This window comes from Nocardia sp. NPDC055053 (assembly GCF_053608285.1).
On the sequence record NZ_JBSGVD010000020.1, the window covers coordinates 40,466 to 63,209 of the forward strand.

General features: G+C 66.6%; 21 protein-coding genes. 13 read left to right on the forward strand and 8 right to left on the reverse strand.

What is annotated here, in order from left to right:
• Window positions 1–10: 10 nt before the first annotated feature.
• Complete coding sequence (gene fabG / locus ACWF82_RS21265) at window positions 11–772, forward strand: 3-oxoacyl-ACP reductase FabG (protein ID WP_452503583.1); 762 nt, start codon at window positions 11–13, stop codon at window positions 770–772.
• Complete coding sequence (locus tag ACWF82_RS21270; RefSeq protein WP_452503585.1) at window positions 769–1,242, forward strand: MaoC family dehydratase; 474 nt, start codon at window positions 769–771, stop codon at window positions 1,240–1,242. The genes fabG and ACWF82_RS21270 overlap by 4 nt, the downstream gene beginning before the upstream one ends.
• 427 nt (window positions 1,243–1,669) lie before the next feature.
• Here the strand turns inward: ACWF82_RS21270 and ACWF82_RS21275 are convergent, their stop codons facing one another.
• From ACWF82_RS21275 to ACWF82_RS21295, 5 genes are read right to left on the reverse strand one after another with little or no spacing between them, the layout of a single operon-like run.
• Complete coding sequence (locus ACWF82_RS21275) at window positions 1,670–3,085, reverse strand: cytochrome P450 (RefSeq protein ID WP_452503586.1); 1,416 nt, start codon at window positions 3,083–3,085, stop codon at window positions 1,670–1,672.
• 10 nt (window positions 3,086–3,095) lie between these two features.
• Window positions 3,096–4,289: an MAB_1171c family putative transporter gene (locus ACWF82_RS21280; protein WP_452503588.1), complete on the reverse strand. Its 1,194-nt coding sequence runs from the start codon at window positions 4,287–4,289 to the stop codon at window positions 3,096–3,098.
• A 1-nt stretch (window position 4,290) separates the two neighbouring features.
• Entirely contained in the window at window positions 4,291–4,797 is a 507-nt protein-coding gene (locus tag ACWF82_RS21285; protein WP_379032148.1) for a hypothetical protein, read from the reverse strand.
• Window positions 4,798–4,822: 25 nt separating this feature from the next.
• A complete protein-coding gene (locus ACWF82_RS21290) occupies window positions 4,823–5,239 on the reverse strand; it encodes a hypothetical protein (RefSeq protein WP_452503590.1) in 417 nt (138 codons plus the stop codon).
• 5 nt (window positions 5,240–5,244) lie between these two features.
• Window positions 5,245–5,904: a hypothetical protein gene (locus ACWF82_RS21295; RefSeq protein WP_452503592.1), complete on the reverse strand. Its 660-nt coding sequence runs from the start codon at window positions 5,902–5,904 to the stop codon at window positions 5,245–5,247.
• A 763-nt stretch (window positions 5,905–6,667) separates the two neighbouring features.
• Here ACWF82_RS21295 and ACWF82_RS21300 point away from each other — a divergent pair.
• The 5 genes from ACWF82_RS21300 to ACWF82_RS21320 all read left to right on the forward strand — a co-directional run bounded on the left by ACWF82_RS21300 (window position 6,668) and on the right by ACWF82_RS21320 (window position 11,339).
• On the forward strand, window positions 6,668–7,108 hold the full coding sequence (locus ACWF82_RS21300; RefSeq protein ID WP_452503594.1) for an SMI1/KNR4 family protein: 441 nt from the start codon (window positions 6,668–6,670) through the stop codon (window positions 7,106–7,108).
• Window positions 7,109–7,969: 861 nt separating this feature from the next.
• Complete coding sequence (locus ACWF82_RS21305; RefSeq protein WP_452503596.1) at window positions 7,970–9,148, forward strand: ThiF family adenylyltransferase; 1,179 nt, start codon at window positions 7,970–7,972, stop codon at window positions 9,146–9,148.
• Entirely contained in the window at window positions 9,145–9,777 is a 633-nt protein-coding gene (locus ACWF82_RS21310; protein ID WP_452503598.1) for a GNAT family N-acetyltransferase, read from the forward strand. Before ACWF82_RS21305 ends, ACWF82_RS21310 begins: the two co-directional genes overlap by 4 nt.
• A gap of 176 nt (window positions 9,778–9,953) precedes the next feature.
• Window positions 9,954–10,928, forward strand: coding sequence for a helix-turn-helix transcriptional regulator (locus ACWF82_RS21315; protein WP_452503600.1), 975 nt, complete (start codon window positions 9,954–9,956; stop codon window positions 10,926–10,928).
• A gap of 198 nt (window positions 10,929–11,126) precedes the next feature.
• Entirely contained in the window at window positions 11,127–11,339 is a 213-nt protein-coding gene (locus ACWF82_RS21320) for a helix-turn-helix domain-containing protein (protein ID WP_452503602.1), read from the forward strand.
• 7 nt (window positions 11,340–11,346) lie between these two features.
• Here the strand turns inward: ACWF82_RS21320 and ACWF82_RS21325 are convergent, their stop codons facing one another.
• Complete coding sequence (locus ACWF82_RS21325) at window positions 11,347–12,018, reverse strand: TetR/AcrR family transcriptional regulator (protein WP_452503603.1); 672 nt, start codon at window positions 12,016–12,018, stop codon at window positions 11,347–11,349.
• Between the two features lie 87 nt (window positions 12,019–12,105).
• Here ACWF82_RS21325 and ACWF82_RS21330 point away from each other — a divergent pair, with 87 nt between their 5' ends.
• Window positions 12,106–13,776, forward strand: a complete 1,671-nt coding sequence (locus ACWF82_RS21330) for an FAD-binding dehydrogenase (RefSeq protein WP_452503709.1) — start codon at window positions 12,106–12,108, stop codon at window positions 13,774–13,776.
• 28 nt (window positions 13,777–13,804) lie between these two features.
• Here ACWF82_RS21330 and ACWF82_RS21335 read toward each other — a convergent pair whose 3' ends face one another.
• On the reverse strand, window positions 13,805–15,190 hold the full coding sequence (locus tag ACWF82_RS21335) for a DUF1214 domain-containing protein (protein ID WP_452503605.1): 1,386 nt from the start codon (window positions 15,188–15,190) through the stop codon (window positions 13,805–13,807).
• A gap of 214 nt (window positions 15,191–15,404) precedes the next feature.
• Between ACWF82_RS21335 and ACWF82_RS21340 the strand changes: the two genes are divergently transcribed.
• A complete protein-coding gene (locus ACWF82_RS21340; protein WP_452503607.1) occupies window positions 15,405–15,722 on the forward strand; it encodes a GYD domain-containing protein in 318 nt (105 codons plus the stop codon).
• A 10-nt stretch (window positions 15,723–15,732) separates the two neighbouring features.
• On the opposite strand, the gene ACWF82_RS21345 is transcribed toward ACWF82_RS21340, so the two are convergent.
• Window positions 15,733–16,875 carry a serine hydrolase domain-containing protein gene (locus ACWF82_RS21345; RefSeq protein WP_452503609.1) on the reverse strand — a complete coding sequence of 381 codons (1,143 nt, stop codon included), beginning with the start codon at window positions 16,873–16,875 and terminating at the stop codon, window positions 15,733–15,735.
• Between the two features lie 197 nt (window positions 16,876–17,072).
• Here ACWF82_RS21345 and ACWF82_RS21350 point away from each other — a divergent pair, with 197 nt between their 5' ends.
• The 4 genes from ACWF82_RS21350 (at window position 17,073) to ACWF82_RS21365 (ending at window position 22,688) form a co-directional block, all read left to right on the forward strand.
• Complete coding sequence (locus ACWF82_RS21350; protein WP_452503611.1) at window positions 17,073–18,551, forward strand: glyceraldehyde-3-phosphate dehydrogenase; 1,479 nt, start codon at window positions 17,073–17,075, stop codon at window positions 18,549–18,551.
• Window positions 18,552–18,785: 234 nt separating this feature from the next.
• Window positions 18,786–20,153, forward strand: coding sequence for a hypothetical protein (locus ACWF82_RS21355; protein WP_452503613.1), 1,368 nt, complete (start codon window positions 18,786–18,788; stop codon window positions 20,151–20,153).
• 76 nt (window positions 20,154–20,229) lie between these two features.
• Entirely contained in the window at window positions 20,230–21,468 is a 1,239-nt protein-coding gene (locus tag ACWF82_RS21360) for an AAA family ATPase (protein WP_452503615.1), read from the forward strand.
• Entirely contained in the window at window positions 21,465–22,688 is a 1,224-nt protein-coding gene (locus ACWF82_RS21365; RefSeq protein ID WP_452503617.1) for a vWA domain-containing protein, read from the forward strand. Before ACWF82_RS21360 ends, ACWF82_RS21365 begins: the two co-directional genes overlap by 4 nt.
• Window positions 22,689–22,744 lie beyond the last annotated feature (56 nt).

Genomic DNA, 22,744 nt, shown 5'->3' on the forward strand with positions numbered 1-22,744 from the left:
GGAGTGAAAATTGACCACAGTCACACCCAGGACCGCCGTCGTCACGGGCGCAGCACGCGGCATCGGTGCGGCAATTGCGCTGAGACTGGCCGGTGACGGCCACGCCGTTGCTGTCGTCGACCTGGACGAGTCGGCCGGCAAACCGATCGTCGAGACGATCGAGCGAGCCGGCGGCAAGGCGATTGCCGTCGGCGCCGACGTTTCCGACGAGCTCGGTGTCCGATCCGCTGTCGAGCGGGTTGCCGACGAACTGGGCCCGCCGACCATCCTGGTGAACAACGCCGGTGTCCTCCGCGACAACCTGCTGTACAAGATGACCACCGACGATTGGGACGTGGTCATGAGGGTCCATCTGCGCGGGTCCTTCCTCATGGCCCGTGCGGTGCAAGCACATATGACCACCACCCGGTGGGGTCGAATCGTGAACCTGTCGAGCACGTCCGCGCTCGGCAACCGCGGACAAGCCAACTACGCCGCAGCGAAGGCCGGCCTACAAGGCTTCACCAAGACGCTGGCCCTGGAATTGGGCAAGTTCGGTGTCACCGCGAACGCGATCGCACCAGGATTCATCGAGACCGAGATGACAGCAGCGACGGCGGCGCGCATCGGGATGTCGTTCGAAGAATTCAAAAGCGCTGCCGCTGCGGAGATCCCAGTCGGCCGCACCGGCACGCCCGCCGATATCGCACACGCCACCTCGTTCCTCGTGAGCGAGGGTGCGGGGTTCGTCTCGGGTCAGGTGCTCTACGTGGCAGGAGGGCCACGCTCGTGAAATATCTCGATGGCCTCTACGGACTCCAACAGGCCGTAGGTACTCATCTGGGGTACTCCGAGTGGCACCCCATCACGCAGGAACAGATCGACAGATTCGCCGATGCGACCGGGGACCACCAATGGATCCACGTGGATGCCGAGCGAGCGAAGGATGGTCCGTTTGGCGGCACAATCGCACACGGCTACTTGACGCTGTCGCTCGTCCCGATGCTGACTTGGCAGATCTACACGGTCGAGGGCATGCAAATGGGTGTCAACTACGGCGCCAACAAGATGCGATTCCCCTCGCCAGTGCCGGTCGGCTCGGCAGTCCGGGCGGGCGTCGAGCTGGTTTCGGTCTCCGAGACAGCATCTGGGTACCAGATGGTCACCAAGGTCACCATCGAACATAGCGGCAGCAGCAAGCCGGCGTGTGTCGTCGAAGCTGTCACCATGTTGGTGCCAGCCGAGGCCAGCCGACCCCGTTGAAGTAGTCCACCGCCGTCGCCGAGGACACGCCTCGGCCGCGGCGCCCCGTTCCCTCCGGGAACACGGCGGTCTCGCCCCGTGAACATGCCCGGCAACTACTCCCAGTTGGCCCACTATGCCAGAGAATTGCACATCACAGTTTGCGGAGCCGGATGTCATCGTCCAGATCCGCTGGTCCGACATCGGCGGCGACCGCCTAGACCTGTTCTACGAGGCGTGTGTGAGTGCAGCATGCCGATTTGTGGCCGCTTTCAACGCCACTCACACGAACGCAGTGGCCACGTTGCTCGCCGACACTGCTGCGCTGTTGTTGCCGCGCCTGCCCTGCGAACAAAACTGGATGATTCCCTAGACAGCGCGAAACGCGTCATTTCGCTCGTTCACACCATGTGTGGAGCGAAGATCGACCCGGCCTCGGCGCTCGCAGCTACCGCCGGGGGGTGACTCGCAGCTTGAAGCCTCGTGGCTTGAGGGTGATCTGCTCGGCGATGTCGAGCGCGTAGTCGGGCTCGTGCTCGAAGTCGAACTGATGAAGGATGTAGGTCAGCGCGAGCATGATCTCGTGGTAGGCGAATTGGCGGCCGACGCAGGCGCGCAGGCCGGTGCCGAAGGGTTTGTAGATTCGACGGTTGTCGGTCTCGGCGAGGTTCGTCCTGAGCCAGCGGTCGGGCTCGAACTGGTCCGCGTCCTCGCCCCAAGCGCTTTTATCGCGATGGGCTTGCAACGTGAGGACGAATACCCAATTGCCGGGCTTGAAGTGGTAGCCGTCGCCGATAGTGACGTCGGTGATCGCCTCCCGGAAGTATCCCGGGGCCACGGGCCAGAGCCGGAGTGTCTCATCGACGACGCGACGGACCGACCGCAACTTGGCCACGTCCTCGAACGCGATCGTCGGCCGGTCGCGGCCGGGGAAACGTTCGTCGATCTCGGCGCGTACCTTCGCCGCTGCCTCCGGGTTTCGCGCGAGTTCGTAGAGCGCGAACGCCAGGGCTCCGGCGCTGGTCTCGTGGCCTGCGACCAGGAACGTGAAGATCTGATACCGGATGTTGGTGTCGGAGAGCCGCTCGCCGGTTTCGGGGTCCTCCACCGTGAGCATGCGATCGAGCAGGTCGCCGTGTTCACCGACGGTGCCGCTGGCTTTGCGGGCCGCGATCACCTCGTCGACGATCGCGTGTGTCGTGGCGATGTCGAGCTTGTGCTGAGCAGCTGCCCGGCGCCCGACGGTCTTCTCCAGGAAGGTAGGCAGATTGGCATAGCTGTTGATGTAGCGCAGCGAGCGCAGCATCGCGGCGACGAAGGGGTGAGGGGTGTCGCGGCCGAAGGACTCGAAGTCGTAGCCGCCGAAACCGGCTCGAGCGATGACCTCCAGAGTGAAACGGTTCATGTCTTCGGCAGTGTCAACCCACTGGCCGGCGCGATCGCTCCAGTAGTCCACCAGCTCGTCGGCTACTCCACACATCGTGTCGTGGTAGCTGCGCATCGACTGCGCGGTGAAACTCGGCGCGAGGATGTTGTGCGCTCGGTGCCAGTTCGGCTCATGGTTGTAGGCCGTGAACAGGCCGTCACGAGCGATCGGCCGCAGCTTCTTGAACAGGACCCCGACGTGCTTGGTCCAGAACTTCTCGTCGTTGACCTCGTTGATCAGGTCGGTGCCTGAAACCACGACCATCGGCCAGTTCATGATCTTGCGCTCGAAGATCTCGCCGAGGTTCTGCGCGTCCCGCCACGACATCTGGACAGGCTTGACCGGATCGGTGGTCAGCAAGTCGCCGAACCACGGAAGCCGGAACTTCGGGTGGGGGAGAGCGCGGTGGGGCGCCGGGGCCGAGGTGGTGGTCACCATGGCGTAGCTCCTATCTGGCCACAGACAGATCGAGACGTCTGCGGTCATCGGTGGTAAGCATGCCGCGGGCGCGCGGCCATGCTTCGGCCAGCGCCAGCAGGTCCACAAGCTCTGCAGTGAGGTCGTGGGTCCCTGGCTGGATTTCGGTGCGGAATGATGTGAGGCCGATCCGCGGTTCGCGGCCTCCGGCTTTGGCGGCCATCGCCACCGCGATCCGCCGTGCGTTGTCCTGTGCACCGCCGCTGCCGGGCCGAAGAGTCTCGCCGGCATCGGTGTAGCGCTCGAGGTCCAACAGGCTGTCGCGGATCTCCACGGTCATGCGATGCAGAAGAACCGCTGGGTCGATGTCGCTGCCCCGGCCCCGCGGCAGATCCAGCACGACCTCGGGTACCGCAGCGGTCAAATCCGCCCACAGGGGGTGCAGGCGTCGCCGGTACCGGCTGACGCGGTCCCAGCCCAGCCTCATGATGAGAGTGCTGACCAAGGGGACTACCGTGACGCCGACCAGGAAGACCGTCGCGGCCACGAACGTCGCTGCGTCTCTCCGCATCTCGGGATCGGCGATCGGCTGGTCGGTCAGGACGCACGTGATCGCCTCGACCACGCTGAAGGTTATGTCGGCGCAGAGCCCGACGCCGGTGATCAAGATGACAGCGAAGACCGCGCGTTCGTAGACGGTGGTGTCCTCATGGCGCATCTCCCGGATGCAGATCCGGACGAGCAATATCATGGCGGCCGCGATGGGAAGGCAGTAGACGATCAAGAAGACGACCGCCGGCCAGCCCAGAAGCTGATCGACGAGCAGGTTCGCTCGCCGCGCTGGTGTGCCGGCGATCATGAGGATCACGGTGCAGGCGACAACGAAAAGGTCGTATCTGCGCTGTCGTTTCCATGCTGTTGCCGGGTCGGCGCCGCCCCACAGTTTGGCGATCCCGTAGAGGCTGGACACGATCAGCAAGACCGGTCCATGCGACATCTGTCTAGCCAGATTCACGACGTTGTCGTCGTCTCCCGGCAGCATCCAGGCCAGGGCGTGTTCGACCCATGACTCGCGTAGCAGCATGCCGACCAGCGCGGCAGCGATCGCGCGGTTGATCAGCCGGTCCACCGTGGTCTCGTTCAGCAGCAGTGCGCGCCCGGTCAGGGTCGCAAAGATGCCTACGATGATCGGCACGCTCAGATACAGCGGAATGTGGGAAGTCATCTCACCGGTGCCGAGCGCGGAACAGCGTCGAGCGGATCCGGCTCGGCGTCCGTTGGGGAAGCATGGCGTGGACCATCAAGAGGTCGGCGAAAGTCTCGGCGTCACGCTCGCGGTCGCTGCCGTAGTCCTGTCTCCGCAGTACGCTGCGGATACTTTCGGCTGTCAGGGACGGCATCAAGTCGTTCAACGGCAGAGCATCGGCAGCCTCGGTCGAGCCAGCCCCCGCCTGGTCGTGGCCGAGCAGCATGTGCCCGATCTCGTGGGCGATGATGTGGTAGGCGTGCGACTCGGTCGCGCCGCCGTACATGATCACGTCGTCGTGTTCGCGCGCGATCCACAATCCGCTGCCGGTTCCGCATCCGGTACCTGCCAGCGCTTGTGGATCGATCGGGCACAGCACGATCGGACGTCCGCGGGCTTCGGCGACGCGGTTGACGTACTCGGTCGGATCCCATGGGTAGGGGATCGGCGCCGTGCGCGTCAGTTCGTCGAATTTCTGTTGGTCCATCGTCCCCCCGTCGGCCCTGGCCGACTTAACGCTTCTCGTCGATCTCTGCAAGATGGGCCAGCGCCGCGGCGAGCTGTCCGGCATCGACATTGGCACCTCGCAACGCGATGTGCTTGACACCGGCATCACGCGCGGCGGCCAGCAATCGTAGGTCCTGGTCGATACCGGCTACGACATGCGGCTCGGTGCCCAAGTAGATACCAGACACCGAGAAATGCTGCGCAATGCCGGAAAGCAGCTCGGGGTCGGCGCTGCCGTCGTCGTGATCGCCCGCCCGGAGTCGGACGATCTCGGTCTCCTCGACAGATCTGCCGATGAGGTGGCTGATGGACCGCGCGACGATGGTCACGGATTGTTCGGGTTCCGACCTTGAATGGAAGGTCCTGAACAGCTGGTTGACCCTTGCACTCAAGGGAGGCAGCAGTGGGCTGTCACTCGGCATGCGTGTCACCTCCTCTGCTGCTTGGCCCGACGCTCGAACTTCTGCCGCAAGTCCGCAGAGAGATTCTCGGCGTACCTACCGCCGGCGAGGTATCGCCGATACAGCCGATCCTCAGCGTTCGGGTCGTCGCTCGCAACGGGAGCCGACAGCGCCTCCCCGAGAACAACCTCCAGTCCTGCGTGGAGAGTTCCCTGAGATCGGTTGCGCGCCATCATATCTGAGACCCATTGCCCGACAATCAGGTTGACCTCGTAATCGAGGCGCTCGGCGAGTCCGCGTAAGCTGCCAAGTTCGGGATCACCATCGAGGGCAGTGTGGAAATCGGCTTGGATCTCCATCAACCTCGAGACCCGTTCGAGCGGAACCTCGATTGTCCCGCCGGTCAGCCTGAGCGGCTCACCGCCTCGACACTCATCCTCCAGCCCGACCGGTGTGGCCGCATACCAGTAGGCGCCCGCCGCCGAGCCGGGCACCCATCGCAGGGACGTGTCAAGGCGGTTGAAGGTCGTCTTCTTGGGGCTGGTGATCTCCCCGGCCTCGATCTTGACCATCGTCGGCTTCGACGGCCCACCGGCATCGGCCACATCGGCGAAGGACATGTTGAGCTTCTTCTCGCGGCGGTCTCGGACGAACCCCGCGAGGATCTCGGCATGTCCTCCTGGCATGGAACACATCGTAGCGATAGTTGACCGATTTTTCTCCTTTACAGCACTGTTTGTGCGCGACACCAAAGGATCTTTGGTCATTTTTGACCGAAATTTCTTGCCGGTAGCCGTTGCTGTGACTAGGCTCGGCGGTGTCGCCTCCGGGCTGAGCTCGAAGGTCGAAGAGAGACAACAAGAGTCGAACGTTCGGGGGCGAGATACCGAGGAGACGGAACAGGGTCAGCCGGTCTGGTCCGCGCCGATGTGCGCGACAGGCCCGACCCATTGCGTGTCTGAGGACCGGGCCACGCGAGTCGTGGTGCGCGGGCAGGCCGTGGACGCAGGAGGGGGGCGTCCACGGTTCTGCCGCACGGGATGTCGACACGGTTCATCGGCGAGTGGGCGGCTACGAGCATCGGCCTCCGCCTGGGACCTGCTCGACCGATCGCAGGTCGCGGCCGGCCCGCCGGGAGAGAGAACTGAGTACTGATGCCACCGCCCCGGCCGAATCCGTTATTCGGCAAGTACATCCGGCTGATGCGGACGCGTCACAAGGTGATCCAGGGCAAGACCAGGCTCGGCCACTGATGTGACTCACAGCAGTGGATGGCGGTGTTCTCGCACCGTCAGATGGCGCCGATGAGGCCGAACGTGGGCTCTGTGGCCTGTATTTGAACGTCCCGTAATGCCGATGAGCGTGCATCTGGACGGCTCCCACTGCGATGCGAGGTCGAGGCCGTAGGAGCCATCATGACTGTGTTCGCCTCGTGGCAGGATCTGGCATATGTGGAAGGACCTGATCGGAGGACTCTATGCGGATGCCGAATTCGCACCACCGGCCTCCGACACCGAGATCGATCAGATCGAGGGGCAACTCGGCCAGCCGGTGCCGAACGAATTGCGGGATCTGCTGCGGCGCACGAACGGTGTGCAGGCCGAGTGGGGGTCCGGGCTGGTGTGGTCAGTGCAGGAGATCATCGATCAGAACATCGAGTTCCGACGCAACGCCGAATTCGCCGAGCTGTACAAGTACTTCGACCAGCTGATGTTCTTTGGCGACAACGGCGGTGGTGACCAGTTTTGCTACGTCCGGCTGCCACCTGGACATAACACCGGGGTGCAGGTGTGGGATCACGAGTCCGATGACCGCAAGTGGGTCGCCGGTTCGTTGACCGACTACCTGCAACTGCGGGCAGGCGCTGAGGGCGACGACTGGTATAAGTGACCGCGTCATCGTTCCGCACAATGACCGCCCGCGAAACATCCTCAATTGCCGCATGGCGCGCGGCATCGTGGATCAGAAACGATCGTTTACGAACGCCTCCTTAGCGGGATCGCCGACCGGCCGGCCTCGCGCACGATGCGGTCAATGCTGTCGCTCCGGCAGCCGGGTCGGCCGCGTGGAGCCAATGAACAGCGCTCGCGGACATCGGTCGGCTTCCGTTTGCCGATCTGCGCGACGACGAACCGGCACCGCTATGGTGTGACGTGATCGCGAGGTGGGCTCGTCGGCGTGCAATATACCTGCAATAGCGCAGCCCAATCCTGCCCATGGATGCATATGGCTGCTATTGCCGGGTGGCGCACGATCGCCCAGGTAGGAGCCTTTCTTTCGAGGTAGTGGCCGATTTCGGTGTCCATGCTTTGGCGGGTTCGAAACCAGCTGGGGCCCCGCATAGTGGCTGGTCAGACATGGTTTTCATGTCGGCCAGCCATTATTCGTGCGATATGTGCAGAATCGCTGCCCGTTCTGTGCCACGCCGGTGGACGTGCGCCTTCGGGAATGGCCGGCCGGTGCGTTCGGCAATCGAACTATGTCCGCTCTGGTGAACGGTTGTCGCCGCCGGCGACCCCGAATCGATGCTTGCGGGACTATCGCGAGACTGACGAAGGGCGATGGACCCGGTCGCCCGCCACGCCGACTCGACTGGTCATAGTCCCAGTTTGGGCGAGGTGTTGTCGCGCCATGCCGGTGGACCGAAGGTTGGTTAGCTGAAAGTGTGCTGTGTGTATTGTTTGCGCGTTCTGGTCGACAGAGACGAGCGGGTGTCCGTTCGCCTCATGAGGGTCGGAGGTTCGCGCGCACATGGTTCGGTACAGCTCGGTTCCGCGTCCGGCGGTGCTCACGCCCGGCGCTACAACATCGCATTTCCGTCCCGTGCTGCTCGATGCGTCGAGCCCGGAAGGACTGCGTGGCCTGGAAAGGCTGGCAGCGTCGAGTTCGGTCAGTGCGGTGCACGACACGATCGAAGATCAGCTCGATGAACTGATCCGCTGCGAGGACCCTGCTGTCGCGCATTCCGCGGGCTCGCTCGCGGCGTCCCGTAGCCGGATCTGTGGCGGGACTCCGCTGTGGCGGTGGGGGACGTGGGTGTTCTATCCGTGGAGCGGCCGGTTGGTGCATGTGCTGCCGCGCGCGGATTTCCAGCGGGTGCGATCCGATCGGAATCGCGACAAGATCGACCGGGGGCAGCAGCGAGACCTGCGCGAGCGGCGGATCGGTGTGGTCGGGCTGTCGGTGGGCAACAGCGCGGCGGTGACGCTGGCGATGGAAGGGATCGGCGGATCGTTCCGATTGGCCGACTTCGACACCGTCGGGCTGTCGAATCTGAACCGGCTGCGGGCAGGGGTGGGTGATCTCGGGGTCTCCAAGGCTGTGCTGGCGGCGCGTCAGATGTTCGAGATCGACCCCTATCTCGACATCGAGGTGTTCGTGGACGGGATGACCGAGGAGTCGATCGGGCCGTTCTTCGATGGAGTGGGCGGCACCGGGCCGCTGGATCTGCTGATAGAGGAATGCGACACGGTGTGGGCGAAAGTCGCTGCCCGTGAGTACGCCCGCCGCCGGGCCATCCCGGTACTGATGGACGCCAACGATCGCGGCTTGCTGGATGTGGAGCGTTTCGATCTCGAACCCCATCGCCCGCTGTTCCACGGCCGCACCGGTGGGTCGACCTCGTCCGATGTCGCGAGGATGAATTGTGGCGAGCTGCTGTCGTTTCTGCTGACAGTGGTCGATGAGCCGCGGCTGAGCCCGGCGATGCGGGACGCTGTCCGTGAGATCGGCCGGAGCCTGTCCAGCTGGCCGCAACTCGCGTCCGGGGTGATGCTCGGCGGCGCTGTGGTGGCCGACACGGCCCGCCGGATCCTGCTCGGCGAGCTGATCCCGTCGGGGCGAACCTATATCGACCTCGACGAGCTCATACCCGCGACAGGTCTACGGATTGCTCCGGAATTCGGGCGCGCGATGGAGGAAGTCCGTTGACGATCGACTTGCGCAACGTGGAACTGGTCGGCACGCGGCTGCGGTTGCGGGATCTGCGTGCCGGTGATCTGGGCGTATATCAGCGGATCTTCACCGACTCGCACCTGACCCGATACATGGGCACCGACAGCATGGGTGTCCGGGCGGCCGCCTCGTCGTTCGACGCCGCCCTGCGCTCCCGCGGCGAGAGTCCGCGGCGCAAGTTCACGCTGGCGATCACGGCACCGGGTGCGGACATCATGGTCGGCACCATCGGCCTGCTGGTCGAGGATTTCGGCAGCAACGCCATGATCGGCGGTCTGGTCGTGGTTCCGGAAGGGGCGCTGCGTGCGGGTGGTATCGAGGCGGGGAGGCTCATGGCGGCATTCGCCTTCGGGCCGCTCGGGATTCATCGAGTATGGGCGGGGCACCGGCACGATCATCCGGTGATGGACACGGTGATGTCGGGAGTGGGCTTGACGCCGGAGGCGCGGCTGCGGCAGCTGTACCGAACCCAGGGTCGGTGGCGCGACGTGTGCACCTATGCGGCTTTGCGGCCGGAATGGGCTGCGACGGCGACACCTGCCGAACGTCGAATCCTGGCGTTACGGCCAACCGCGGCAAGGGAACACGCCATCGCAGGCCGGTGAAATAGGTGTGCGGAACCCTGCCGAATCGGGCTCCGGGCGCGCCACGGCGTTATAGCATCGCCGACTACAGGCCCCGGGCAATTACCTCGGCCCGAATGACCACCACCCGAAACGCGTAGCGGCCGGTGACGGGAGGGCCTCCACCGCCCGGCGAAAATCCGAAGTGGAGATCGCCCATGGCAGTGCTGATCGACTCCGACTACTTCGCGCCGGGGGACCGGCGGGAGGCGGTCACCGCGATCCTGCAGGAAGCCGATCTAGGGGCGAACCTGCAGATGTGGGATTCGCCCGCCGAGGTGGTCAGCCGGCACCAGTCCTGGATGCTGGGCCCGATCGCGCTCACCCGCTCGGAGGTATCCGGTCACCAGGTCCGCCGAACCAGTCGGCACGAGCGATCCACACCCAGCGACACCCTGACGGTGACCGTTCAGAACGGACAGCTCCGCAGGCACGAACAATTCGGCGCGCAAACGCTGATCGAACCCGGCGCCTGCGAAGTGATCGACCTGGCCACCACGTTCGCCTCCGGGTGGCACGGTCTCGGCGGAACGCTGTGCCTGCAGCTGTCCAGACACCGCCTCGGCATTTCCGTGGAAACGGTCGCTGCGGCGCACGGGCGGCTGGCGGCATCGCCGCTGTACCCGATGGTCACGGCGCAGATCCAGCATCTCGTCGGGGTCGCCGACCAGCTCGAAACCGATCCGGCTGCCGCCTCGGTGGGCGAGGCGTGCCTGGAAATGGTTCGGGCGCTACTGATCTCGGCGGCCGGTCGCGGGCCGGGTGACGGCGCTGCCATCCCGGACCAACTGCTGATCGAGCAGGTCCTCGGGTATGTGCGGACACACCTGTCCGATTCGACCTTGAAGATCCCCGATATCGCCGCCGCCGCCAACATCTCCGTCCGGTACCTGTACAAGGTATGCGCACAGTCGGGTATCAGCCTCGAGCAGTGGATCATCGAACAACGCCTGGCCCGGGCCCGCGACATGCTGATCGACAGAGGCTACGCTCACCGGTCCATCGCTGCTGTGGCCGGTGCCGTGGGTTTTCGCGACCCCGCCCACTTCACCCGGCGATTCCGCGAAACATTCGGGATGACGCCACGTGACTGGCGCCGCAGCGCCACCGATGCGGACAACCCACCGAAGTAGCCGGGGTTCCGCGCCCGGCGGCGCGAAAGTTGTGCGTGCACAGTCAGTTGCCGTGCAGTCACAGCCTCCTCCGGAGGCCGATTCGCCCTTATCGTTCGAATGTGGCTGCGCGAGACCGCTTCAGGAGTGCGAGTGTTCACCCGACGGGCACCCGCGCCGATGCAGTCCGCGCCGAGGCATCGAGAGAGAGGGGAGACCATGTCCACGATCGGCAAAGCCATTCGGGCGGCGAGGACGGCCTCCGGATTCACGCAGGCGGAGTTGGCTGACTGGATCGGAATCAGGGACGGAAACCAGATCAGCCGTTGGGAACGCGATGTGGTGACACCCAGTGCCGACAGTGTCGGCGAGTTGAAGAGGGTCCTGGGGGTGCGTCTCGACAACTCGTCCGGAGGTGCGGTGTCGTGCTGATCGCTTTTCAGTGCGATGGCCTGTTATTCGGTCCGGCCACTCCGAGCTGACGTATCAACCGGGCCAGCCAGGCCCGGGCTGCCTGCTGATCGTTGTCGAGCAGCAGTTGCACGGTGACGCCGTCGTAGGCGGCGACGACCGCGCGCGCCGCCTCGCTGATCGAGCCCAGCTCCGCGGGCAGTCTGAACCGGCTCTCGGCGAGCTTGTCTTCGAGGGCTGATCGCAACTGCGCGCGATGGGTGATCAGCCGCGCCGCGGTCGTCGGCCTGCGCGCGGCGTGGGTGAGGAAGTCGGTCTTCACCAGCAGCCAGTCGCGATCGAGCAGCAGTGTCGCCGAGAGCCGGTCGACGAACGATTCGAGGTCCGCCGGGTCCGCGACGGCGTCGAGTGCGGCTCGCACCTGTTCGTTGATCAGCGTTGCGCGCTGGTCGTAGAGGACGAAGAACAGCTCTTCGAGGCTGTCGAACTGGGAGTAGAACGCTCCGCGGGTATATCCGGCCGCGCCGCAGACGTCGTCGATGCGCACCGCGCCGAAACCCTTCTCGGCGAACACGCGGAACGCGGCGTCGAGCAGCCGCGCCCTGGTCTCGGCGCGGCGCCGCGTGATGCGCGGCGCCTTGCCGGGGCTCCCGGCGGCAGCGGTCGGCGTCGCGGATTCGGTCGAGCGGGGCGAGTTCACCCGAGAAGAATACCCGGCCGCATCGGATGCATTAATGTATCGGATGCAAGTATGAATTCTCTGGGGTTGGAAGTGGAGGTCGTCCGGATGGATGCCGATGTGATCGTGGTGGGCGCGGGCCTGGCCGGGCTTGTCGCAACCCATGAGCTGACCCGCCGTGGCAAGCGCGTGCTCGTTGTCGATCAGGAGAACTCCGCCAATCTCGGCGGCCAGGCCTTCTGGTCCTTCGGCGGGTTGTTCCTGGTCGACAGCCCCGAGCAGCGCCGCCTGGGCGTCCGGGACTCGCTCGAGCTGGCATGGAACGACTGGTCGGGCAGCGCGGGTTTCGATCGGCTCGACGACGAGGACGTCTGGGCGGCTGAATGGGCGCGCGCGTACGTCGAGTTCGCGGCCGGTGAGAAGCGCTCCTACCTGCACGACCTGGGACTCCGGTTCCTGCCCTCGGTGGGCTGGGCCGAGCGCGGTGACTTGCGCGCCGACGGGCACGGCAACTCGGTGCCCCGATTCCACGTCACCTGGGGCACGGGAACCGGTGTCGTCGCCCCGTTCACGGAGTCGGCGTTGCGGGCCGCGGCCACGGGGCTGGTGACCTTCCGGCACCGGCACCGTGTCGACGAGCTGGTCTTCACCGACGGCGCGGTCACCGGCGTGCGCGGCGTGGTCCTGGCCGACGACGACGCCGAGCGAGGCGCGCCGTCCAACCGCGACGTGCTGGGCGAATTCGAATTGTCCGCCGGCGCAGTCGTTCTCGCCACGGGCGGGATCGGCGGCAACCACGACATCGTGCGCAGGCACTGGCCCGAACGGATGGGTACGCCACCGGCGACCATGATCACCGGCGTTCCCGCCTACGTCGACGGCCGCATGCTCGACATCGCCGCCGACGCGGGCGTCCGGCTGGTCAACCGCGACCGCATGTGGCACTACACCGAGGGCATCCAGAACTGGGCACCGATCTGGCCCAGCCACGCCATCCGCATCCTGCCCGGCCCCTCCTCGATGTGGTTCGACGCTCTCGGACGGCGCCTGCCCGAACCGTATCTTCCCGGCTACGACACCCTCGGCACCTTGCGCTACCTGCGCACCACCCCCGAACTCGCCCCGCACGACCACTCCTGGTTCGTCACCACCCAGCGCATCATCGCCAAGGAGTTCGCTCTCTCCGGTTCCGAGCAGAATCCCGACATCACCGCGAAGAACCGGAAGGCGATCGTGACCGAGCGCGTCTTCGGTAAACACGCACCCGGACCGGTCGAAGCGTTCAAGCGACACGGCGCCGACTTCGTTGTCGCCGACACGATCGAAGACCTCGTGGCGAAGATGAACACATTGACCGACGAGCCCCTGCTCAGCCCGGACGGCCTCCGTGCGCAGATTCGGTCCCGGGATCTCCAGGTGGACAACGCTTTCAGCAAGGACGCCCAGATCCAGGGCATCCACAACTCCCGCCGCTACCTCGGTGACAAGCTGATGCGGACGGCCGCACCCCATCGCATCCTCGACCCCGCGGCGGGTCCGCTGATCGGCGTCAAGCTCCACGTGCTGACCCGCAAAACCCTCGGCGGTATCCAAACCGACCTCGGCTCGCGTGCCATCGGCGCCGACGGCGATGTGATCGCCGGGCTGTACGCCGCGGGTGAAGCGGCGGGCTTCGGTGGCGGTGGAGTGCACGGATACAACGCGCTCGAGGGCACCTTCCTCGGCGGCTGCATCTTCTCCGGTCGTGCCGCCGGTCGTGCGATCGCCGACACCCTCTGAGCGGGATGCCGCCGACGGAGGGTTCGGGTCAGCCGTGGCGGTGGAAGTCCGGTAGCTGCCAGGTGCCGTCGAAGGCCTGGCTGGTGGGACCGTAGATGCGGAAGTAGGTGAACCAGCCTGTGCCCGGCGTGGTTTGGATCCAGCGATCGGTCGGGGTGTTCGGTGGTGGGGTCGGCCCGAAGTAGAGGGTGAGGGGGACGGCGGTGTCGATGTCGGCGAGTTCGTACAGGGAGCGAAGGGCGGCTCGGTTCTGCGGTGCTTTCAGCTCGCTGCGGGTGCGCGCGTCGTAGGCGGTGATGGACCAGAACAGACTCGCCGGGACCGGCTGCGGCACGGTGAGGCTGTAGTAGCCTGCGCCCTCGAGGTAGGCGCCCGCTGAATCGCGCAGGCCGAGCCAGTACAGCGATCCGGCGCCGGGTTCGCGGGCGAACATGGCGGGGGATTCGATCTGGGCTTGGTAGAACCATTTCTCGCGCGCGTACAGGTCGGTGTAGCCGGCGGTGTCGAAGGTGCCGTTCTCCGGGCGCAGCACAGCCCACTCCCACCGGCTGTCCGGCCACACGATCCGGTCCGGGCGGCGGTCGGCGAACGACTGCACGCACAGGTGCAGGTGACCGCGCCGTGCCGCATCGGTGAGGATGGCCTCCATCCGCCGGTCGGGGTAGAACGGAGCGTCGCGCACGATGCCGAGGGCAGCGAGTTCTCCGTACTGGTGGCGGTAGGTGGGATTGGGCGGTTCGGTCTGCAGAATCTCGTGCAGGACCCGCCAGTATTCGAGGTTGTCCTCCCAGCGCACGGGGGAGAAGTCGAGGCCCTGCTGCACCGACAGGTCGACCCAGTCGACCGGATTCGACTCGGCATCGGCGCCCAGCGGATAGACCTTGACCTGCTGCATCAGCGCGATCGCCGCGTCGACGTCGGTGCCGTGGGGCAGCGCGCGCACGAGGACAAGGACCCGGTTGGTCGTGGCACTGCCCGGGAAATATCCCTCGGGGACCGGACCGGCGTAGCCGGGTGGCAGCAGCAGGTGCTTACCGCCGTCGGCGCCGGCGGGGCCGGGCAGGCCCAGGTCGAGCACCCAGAGCTGGTTGAGGTCGTTGGCCGTGCCCATGAGGGTGCCGGGCGGTATCTCCACGACCATCGGCCCGGCGGACAGGTCGACGGTGAGTCCGGAGTACGGGGTGTCGGAGTTGGCCGTGAACACGTACTGGTCCGGCGAGCCGACCAGCAAAGCCATCACGGTGTTCGGTACTGCTCCCGCGCTGAGATTCCCGCGCCAGGTCGCTTCCAGCGAGACGGTGGGATAGAAGAACCGATACATGGCCAATGCCCGGTTGTAATCGAGTTCGTCATAGGCTCGACGCACAGCCGCGCTATGCGGAAAACCTCCGCGGATGTCCTGCGGTGCAGTCATCCCGGTCACGCTAGGTGGTCGAATACCGGTCTGCCTCACCTGAAACGGGTGAACTGCGCTTCTGTCCCTGCACCGTATGCGAGCTCTTCAGATATCACCGCAGTTGCAGTGGCGCATCATTGCGACGACAGCGTTCGTGCCGGGCGAATTCGGGGGCGGTGAGGTCCTAGGCTCGGTCTCGCCGAGATCGTCTCAGCTGAGGAGGTTGGTAGGTATGCCCAAGTACATGTGGCGGGTCAGCTATCTCCAGGAAGGGGCACACGGCCTCCTCTCGCAGGGCGGCAGTGCGCGCCAGGCGGCCATTACGGAGATGGTCGAGAGCGTAGGGGGAAAGGTCGAATCCTGCTATTTCGCGTTCGGTGAGGATGATCTGTTCGTCATCGGCGATGTGCCCGACGAAGTCGCCGCCGCGGCGCTCGCGATTCGTACCGCCGCCGCAGGCGCTGCCGTTTCGCATACCGTCGGGTTGCTGACGCCCGCGCAGATCGACGAGGCCGTCGCGTTGGAAGTCACCTATCGGCCGCCGGCGTAGCTCCTGGCTGTCATCGAGGGCTCGGCGTCGGTTGATCGTTCAACGCGCACAGCGCCTTGTCGACGAGCACGGCCGGCTCGAATCGGGCGGCGTCTGCGAGGCGCGGCATCTGGTTGAAACTGATCGTCACGGCGCTGGTCGCGGTCGCGGCGACGAGCACCGAGAAACCGTAGATCGCGCCGTTGTGGCCCCACGCCTCCAGTCCGCAGCTGCTGGTCCGTCGAAACAATCCGAGCCCGGCACCGGTGATTCCCGCGAGCCCGACGGCACTGGTCTTCGACATCTCGGCGAACTCGGCCGCCGGTACCAGCCTGCCGGAGACCAGCGCCGTGAAGAACCGATTCAGATCGCGGCCACTCGACACCATGGCACCATCGGGTAGTCCCCAGTTGGGGTCGATATCGGTGACGTCCACGCGCTCGTCGCCGAAGAAGTGGTACGCCCTGGGGTGCGGTCCGCGAATCGTTTGTTCCGCGGGTTCCGGCCAGTAGGTATCGGTGAGGTCGAGCGGGCGGATCACCCGTCGGGTGACCTCGTCCGCGATCGACGCACCGGTGATGCGTTCGACGACCTGCCCGAGCAGCAGGTAGTTGGTATTCGAGTAGCGGAATTCCGCACCAGGTTCGAACATCGCCGGACGAGCAAGCGCCATGCCGATCAACTCGTGCACGGGGTGTGATTGCCGCAGATCTGCCTCGGAGCGCAGTCCGAGCAACGGCAGATAGTCGGGTACGCCGCTGGTATGGCTGAGCAATTGGCGCAGGGTGATCCGGTTTCCGTCACCACCGGGGCCGGTGACCACCCCGGGGAGATAGTGCTCCACCGCGACGTCGAGTGCCGCGCGGCCTTCGCTGACCAGTTGCATGACGACGGCCGCGACGAAGGTTTTGGTAGCGCTGGCTATCCGCACGCGCGCCGCATCCGGGAACGGTGTCTCGGCGGTGAGGTCACCGAATCCGCCGTCGAGCTGGATCTCGTGGTCACGGTCGGTCGCCACGAGTTGTGCGCCGGGCACGTTGCCGTCCCGGAGGATCTGGTCCAGTTCGGACTCGAGCTCGGCGCGAGGAAACTGCACGGGTGCGGGCGCGCAGGACGTCACGAACGCCGACATCATGACCACGGTTGCCGCGGAAAGCGCTGCGGTGAATCGCATGGTGCACCTCGCTGTGAACGTCCGCCCACCGGCCGCGGTGACATCGCGTCGGTGCACCGCGCTGCTGGCGCCCATAGTAGTGCGCGACCCGACCTGACGTGGCCTGCACCTCACCGGTGGGGAGCCGGTCTCGGTGATATCGCGGGCGTCTTTAGCATCGATGGTGACTACCTATCGAGGAAACCTGAGGACGTGTGTTGACCACCGAACAACTTGACCGCTGGAATGCTCAGGAAGCCGCTGCCGAGGCGATGATCCCGATCATCGGCACGCTGTACCGCGCGAAGGGTGTGACAATCCTGCTGCACAGCCGGTCGCTGGTGAACAAGTCGGTGATCAGCATCCTGCGGACGCACCGTTTCGCCAGGCAGATCGCCGGTGAGGAACTGTCCGTCGACGAGACCCTGCCGTTCCTGCAGGTGCTCAGCGAGCTGGATCTGGGGCCGTGCAAGATCGACCTCGGTCAGCTGGTGATGACCTACCGCGCCGACGATCGCGGCCTGTCGATCCCGGAATTCACCGCGGCGGTGCTGGCCGAGGTGATCGGCGGCAACAAGGCCGAGCCGCAGGGCCCGCGCGATGTCGTCCTCTACGGCTTCGGCCGCATCGGGCGCCTGGTCACCCGGCTGCTCATCGAGAAGGCAGGGTCCGGCAACGGGCTGCGACTGCGCGCCGTGGTGGTGCGCAAGGGCGGCGACGACGATCTGGCCAAGCGCGCCTCGCTGCTGCGCCGGGACTCGGTGCACGGCCACTTCAACGGCACCATCAAGGTCGACGCGGACAACAACACGCTCACCGCGAACGGCAACGTCATCAAGTTCATCTACAGCGATGACCCGACGACGATCGACTACACCGACTACGGCATCGACAACGCGATCCTGATCGACAACACCGGTCGGTGGCGTGACCGCGACGGCCTGTCCCAGCACCTGCGCCCCGGCGTCGCGAAGGTCGTGCTGACCGCGCCGGGCAAGGGCGACGTCCCGAACATCGTGCACGGTGTCAACCACCGCGACCAGGACCTGACGCAGCAGATCTTCTCCTGCGCCTCGTGCACCACCAACGCGATCGTGCCGCCGCTCAAGGCCATGGACGACGAATTCGGCATCCTGCGCGGGCATGTGGAGACGGTGCACTCGTTCACCAACGACCAGAACCTGCTCGACAACTACCACAAGGCCGACCGCCGTGGCCGGTCCGCGCCGTTCAACATGGTGCTCACCGAGACCGGCGCCGCGTCCGCCGTGGCGAAGGCGATGCCGGACTTCAAGGCCAAGATCACCGGCAACTCGATCCGCGTGCCAACGCCCGACGTCTCGGTCGCGATCTTGAACCTGCAGCTCGAGCAGGAGACGACGAGGGAGGACGTGCTCGCCTACCTGCGTCAGGTCTCGCTGGCGGGTCCGCTGAGCCGCAACCTCGACTACACCGCCGCCAACGACGTGGTCTCGAGCGACTTCATCGGGTCGCGCGCGGCCTCGATCATCGACGCCAACGCCACGATCGTCGAGGGTGACACCGCGATTCTGTACGTCTGGTACGACAACGAGTTCGGCTACTCGTGCCAGGTGGTGCGGACCGTGCAGTACATCTCGGGCATCGAGTACCCGACGTATCCGCAGGTCGGCGCCCCGTCCGAGGCGCGTGAGCTGGCCGCCGCCGACGCGGGGTAATCAGCACAGCGACACCCGAGCGAGATGGCGCCCGACCTCTGGTCGGGCGCCATCCGCTGTCGTGAGCCGAACCTCGGCGCTTGTCGGGTAGTTGATCATTGTGCATACTTGGCGCATGACATCTCGTCGAAAGGGCGTTCTGCGCCCGGGCCGTTGAGCCCGACGCCGGTCATCGAACCGGCTTCTCTCCCAACACATCACGGGGACCATTCCCGTCTTTCCTTCTGGCTGCGCGTGCGCGAGTTCGCGGTGCCGCCCACCATGATCGACATCGCGACCACCCGGCGCCGGGTGGGGGACTGGGCCGGGGCCTGTGCCGCCGCGCACGTCGATGCCGATATCGATCTGCGGTCGCTGGCGCGTACCCATGGCCGGGAACTCGCCGCGCGGGTGCGGGCTGATCTGCGTCATCTGGCGCCGGACCTCTTGCGCTGGCATCTGCCCAGAATCGCTCCTGACGGATTGCTCAGGCCGGGACTGACGATGGTGCTGGCTCGCTACGATTCCGCCGAATTCCCCAGCGGGGGAACGACTCCCGTGTACTTGGTGGTTCGCACCGCGCCCGCGTGGGCGGATTCGGGCCAGCGGATCGGTCTCGCGCTGTGGGACGGATCGAGGTTGGCGTCCGGCTCGACCATGCACCCGCATCCCCGGCCCGACCGGCGCTTCCGGCTCGACCTCCACCGTCACCTGTGGGACACGCGCAGGACGGGCGAGCTGCGGATGCGCTCGGGTGCAACGCAGTTCGCCGCGCCCGGTGACCGCAACGGTGCCACTGCCACCACCTTGTCGGCTGTGGACCCCGGGCTCCTCGCACGGGTGCCGCAGGATTGTGCCGTCGACAGATGGGCGGCCGAGGCGGCAATTCTGCTGCGTGCCGAGCAGTCCCGGACCGGCCAGGTGCTGGTGCGCTGCGGCGCGCGGCACCGCCTGGTCCTCGATCTGACTGCAGACGGGGACGAACCGCCCGCATTGCGGATCGCGGAGAAATACCCGCGCGGCGGTGTGTCCGCGCTGCCGGTCCTGCCCGACGCGGCGACCTGGGTGCTGCCCGATCTGGCGTTGATCCGCGCGGGTGCGATCACGGCCGATCGGCTGCATCCCCTGGTCGCCTCGGCGCTCGACCCGGACTGTTCACCGACCGACCCACCTCGGATCAGCGCAGGTGAGCGGCTCGTGGAATGCCGCGGCGAACTCCACCGGATCGGGTTGGTGAACGGGGTGCTCGCCGCACTGGATCACCATCCGGCCGAAATCCGGCGCGAGGAACTACTGGTCGCCCTGACCGGCACCCCGCTGCCCTGCCTACAGGCCATCGACCAGGCGCATCGCCATCCGGATTGGCTCGTCGGCGTGCGTGAACGACTGGACCACGGCGACACCGCCGGTGCGCTCGCTGTCGTCGAAGACCTCCTCGGGCCCGACGCACTGCTGCGCGACGGTCCGCTTCTGCACGCACTGGAAGCGTCCGCGCAGCGGCGGATCACCTACGGCCTGTTCCGGGCCGGGCTACCCGCGCCAGGTCACGGTCTTCTTCGCCACCCTGCCGACCGCGCTCGCCGCGAGCACGGCGCGCACCCCCGCCACGCGACCACGATCTGACGAGCACCGCGGCCTGCCCTGCGCGGCGGGCCTCGCGCATCCATCGAATTCTTCCGAACCCAAAGGTGATTCACGCATGTCTGTTCACACCCTCCGCGCTCCGCTCCCAGCCATCGACTCCCAGCTCGACGTCGCGGGCGACCTGCTGGCTCTGCTGAGCGAGGTAACCACCGAGCCGCGCCCCGATACCCGACTGGAGGCACTGACGCTGGCCGTGGCCGCCGACCTGCCGGTACTCCTGTGGGGCGAGCCCGGAATCGGTAAGACCGCCGCCCTGACCCAGCTCGCCGACTCCCTCGACCTGCCGCTGACCACGGTGATCGCGAGTGTGCATGAGCCGTCGGACTTCTCGGGCCTGCCCATCATCGGCGACGATCCCGCGGCCCATGGTGTCCCGATGGCCCCACCGGACTGGGCCGTTCGGCTCGCCCGTACCGGTCGCGGACTGCTGTTCCTCGACGAACTGTCGACCGCGCCGCCCGCCGTCCAAGCCGCCCTGCTGCGCGTGGTCCTCGAGCGCAGGATCGGCGCGCTGCAACTGCCTCCCGGTGTCCGCATCGTCGCCGCCGCCAACCCACGCTCCTCGGCCGCCGACGGCTGGGAGCTGAGCCCACCGCTGGCGAACCGTTTCGTGCACCTGCAGTGGACCCACGACCACGATGTCGTCGTCCGCGGCCTCGGCGGCACATGGCCACGGGCGACACTGCCCCGGCTCGCGCCCGAAAAGCTGCCGGAGGCAGTCGCTTTCGCCCGGCGCGCGGTGTGCGGGCTGCTCGCGGCCCGGCCGAAACTGGTGCATCAGATGCCCACCACCGAAACCCGAAGGGGCGGTGCCTGGCCGTCGCCGCGCAGCTGGGAGATGACCCTGCGGCTGATCGCCTTCGCGACCGCGGCCGGCGCGAGTCGCGATGTGCTGTCGATACTGGTCCGGGGCACAGTCGGCGACGGTCCCGGCTTCGAATTGCTGACCAGTATCGACCGGATGGATCTCCCCGACCCGGAGGCACTGCTCGCCGATCCGGACGCCGCCGAGCTGCCCGAGCGGGGAGATCTGCGCCAAGCCGTGCTCGACGCCGTGGTGGCCGCTGTCCGCAAGCGCCCGGAGAAGTCCCGCTGGGACGCCGCGTGGGAACTCCTCGTCAAGGCGGTGGACACCGGAGCCCCCGACCTGGTGGTGGTGCCCGCGACCACCCTCGCCACCTTGCGCCGGGACAACTGGGAGGTTCCGGCATCGATCGAACAGCTGGCCGCCATGGTGTCGGTGTCCCAGCGCGCCGATCGCGCCGCGGCCCGTGTCGCCGAGGTTCGCCGATGACAGCCGAGATCACCGGTCTGGACTACGACAAGCTGTATGCCGCTCGGCTGCACGCGGTCTCGGCCCGTCCGTACCTGGCGACGGCCCTGTACGCACTGCACATCGTCGAGTCACAGCGGGTACCGACGATGGCGGTGGACAAGCACTGGCGGTGCTACGTGTCGCCCGCGTTCGTCGACTGCACGCCGGAGGAGGAGCTCGCCTCGGTGCTGGTGCACGAGGTCTCGCATCTGCTGCGCGACCATCACGGGCGCAGCGATCGATATGCCCGCGCGCACGACCTGACCGGTCCCGCGGAGCGTCTGCGGATGAACATCGCGGCGGACGCCGAGATCAACGACGACGCGTTCGGTGCCGGGTTGGTCTGGCCGACAGGGGCGGTCATGCCGGCGACCCTCGGTCTGTCCGCGGGCAAACTCATGGAGGACTACCTGCGCGAGTTCAGCCTGGGGCACCTCACCCAGGACTTCGCCTGGCTCGACTGCGGCAGCGGCGCGGACGGCCTCGACCGCGAATGGGAACTGGGGCCAGAGGGTGCGGACGGGCTCAGCGAACAGGAACGCGCCGCGGTCCGATTCCGGGTGGCGCAGGGCATCGTCGGCCGCCCGGGGAACACGCCCCAGGGGTGGCAACGGTGGGCGGAGAAAGCGTTGCACCCGCCCCAGCCATGGCGGGACCTGCTGGGAGCGGCACTGCGCTCCGCCGCGTCGGCACCCGGCGTCGGCGCGGACTACACCTACGGGCGCCCGGCACGCCGCTCGGCCGCGCTGCCCGGCGTCGTGCTGCCGAGCCTGCGCCGCATGCCACCCCGGGTCGCCGTCGTCATCGACACCTCGGCATCGGTCAGCGATACCGAACTCGGCAGCGCGCTGCTCGAAGTAGCCGCCATCACCCACGCCGTCGGCGGCCGCCGCGACCTTGTCACCGTCTTCTCGTGCGACACCGCGGCCCGCATCGCCGTCCCGCTGTGCCGCGCCGAGGGCATGGCGCTGATCGGCGGCGGCGGCACCGACCTGCGAACCGGTTTCACCCGAGCCCTGCGCACCCGCCCCGACGTGATCGTCGCCCTGACCGACGGCCAAACCCCATGGCCGGCAACACGTCCCACCTGCCGCACCGTGGTCGGCCTGTTTCGCCGGGAGGACTCGTGGCGCGAGGACAACCCGGACTATGTCCCGGACACCCCACCCGCCTGGGCGAGGGTGGTCGACATCGGCTGAGGACCGGATCGACTCCGCCTACACACGGGTGGGCGCGCGACGTATTGCGTGTGGCG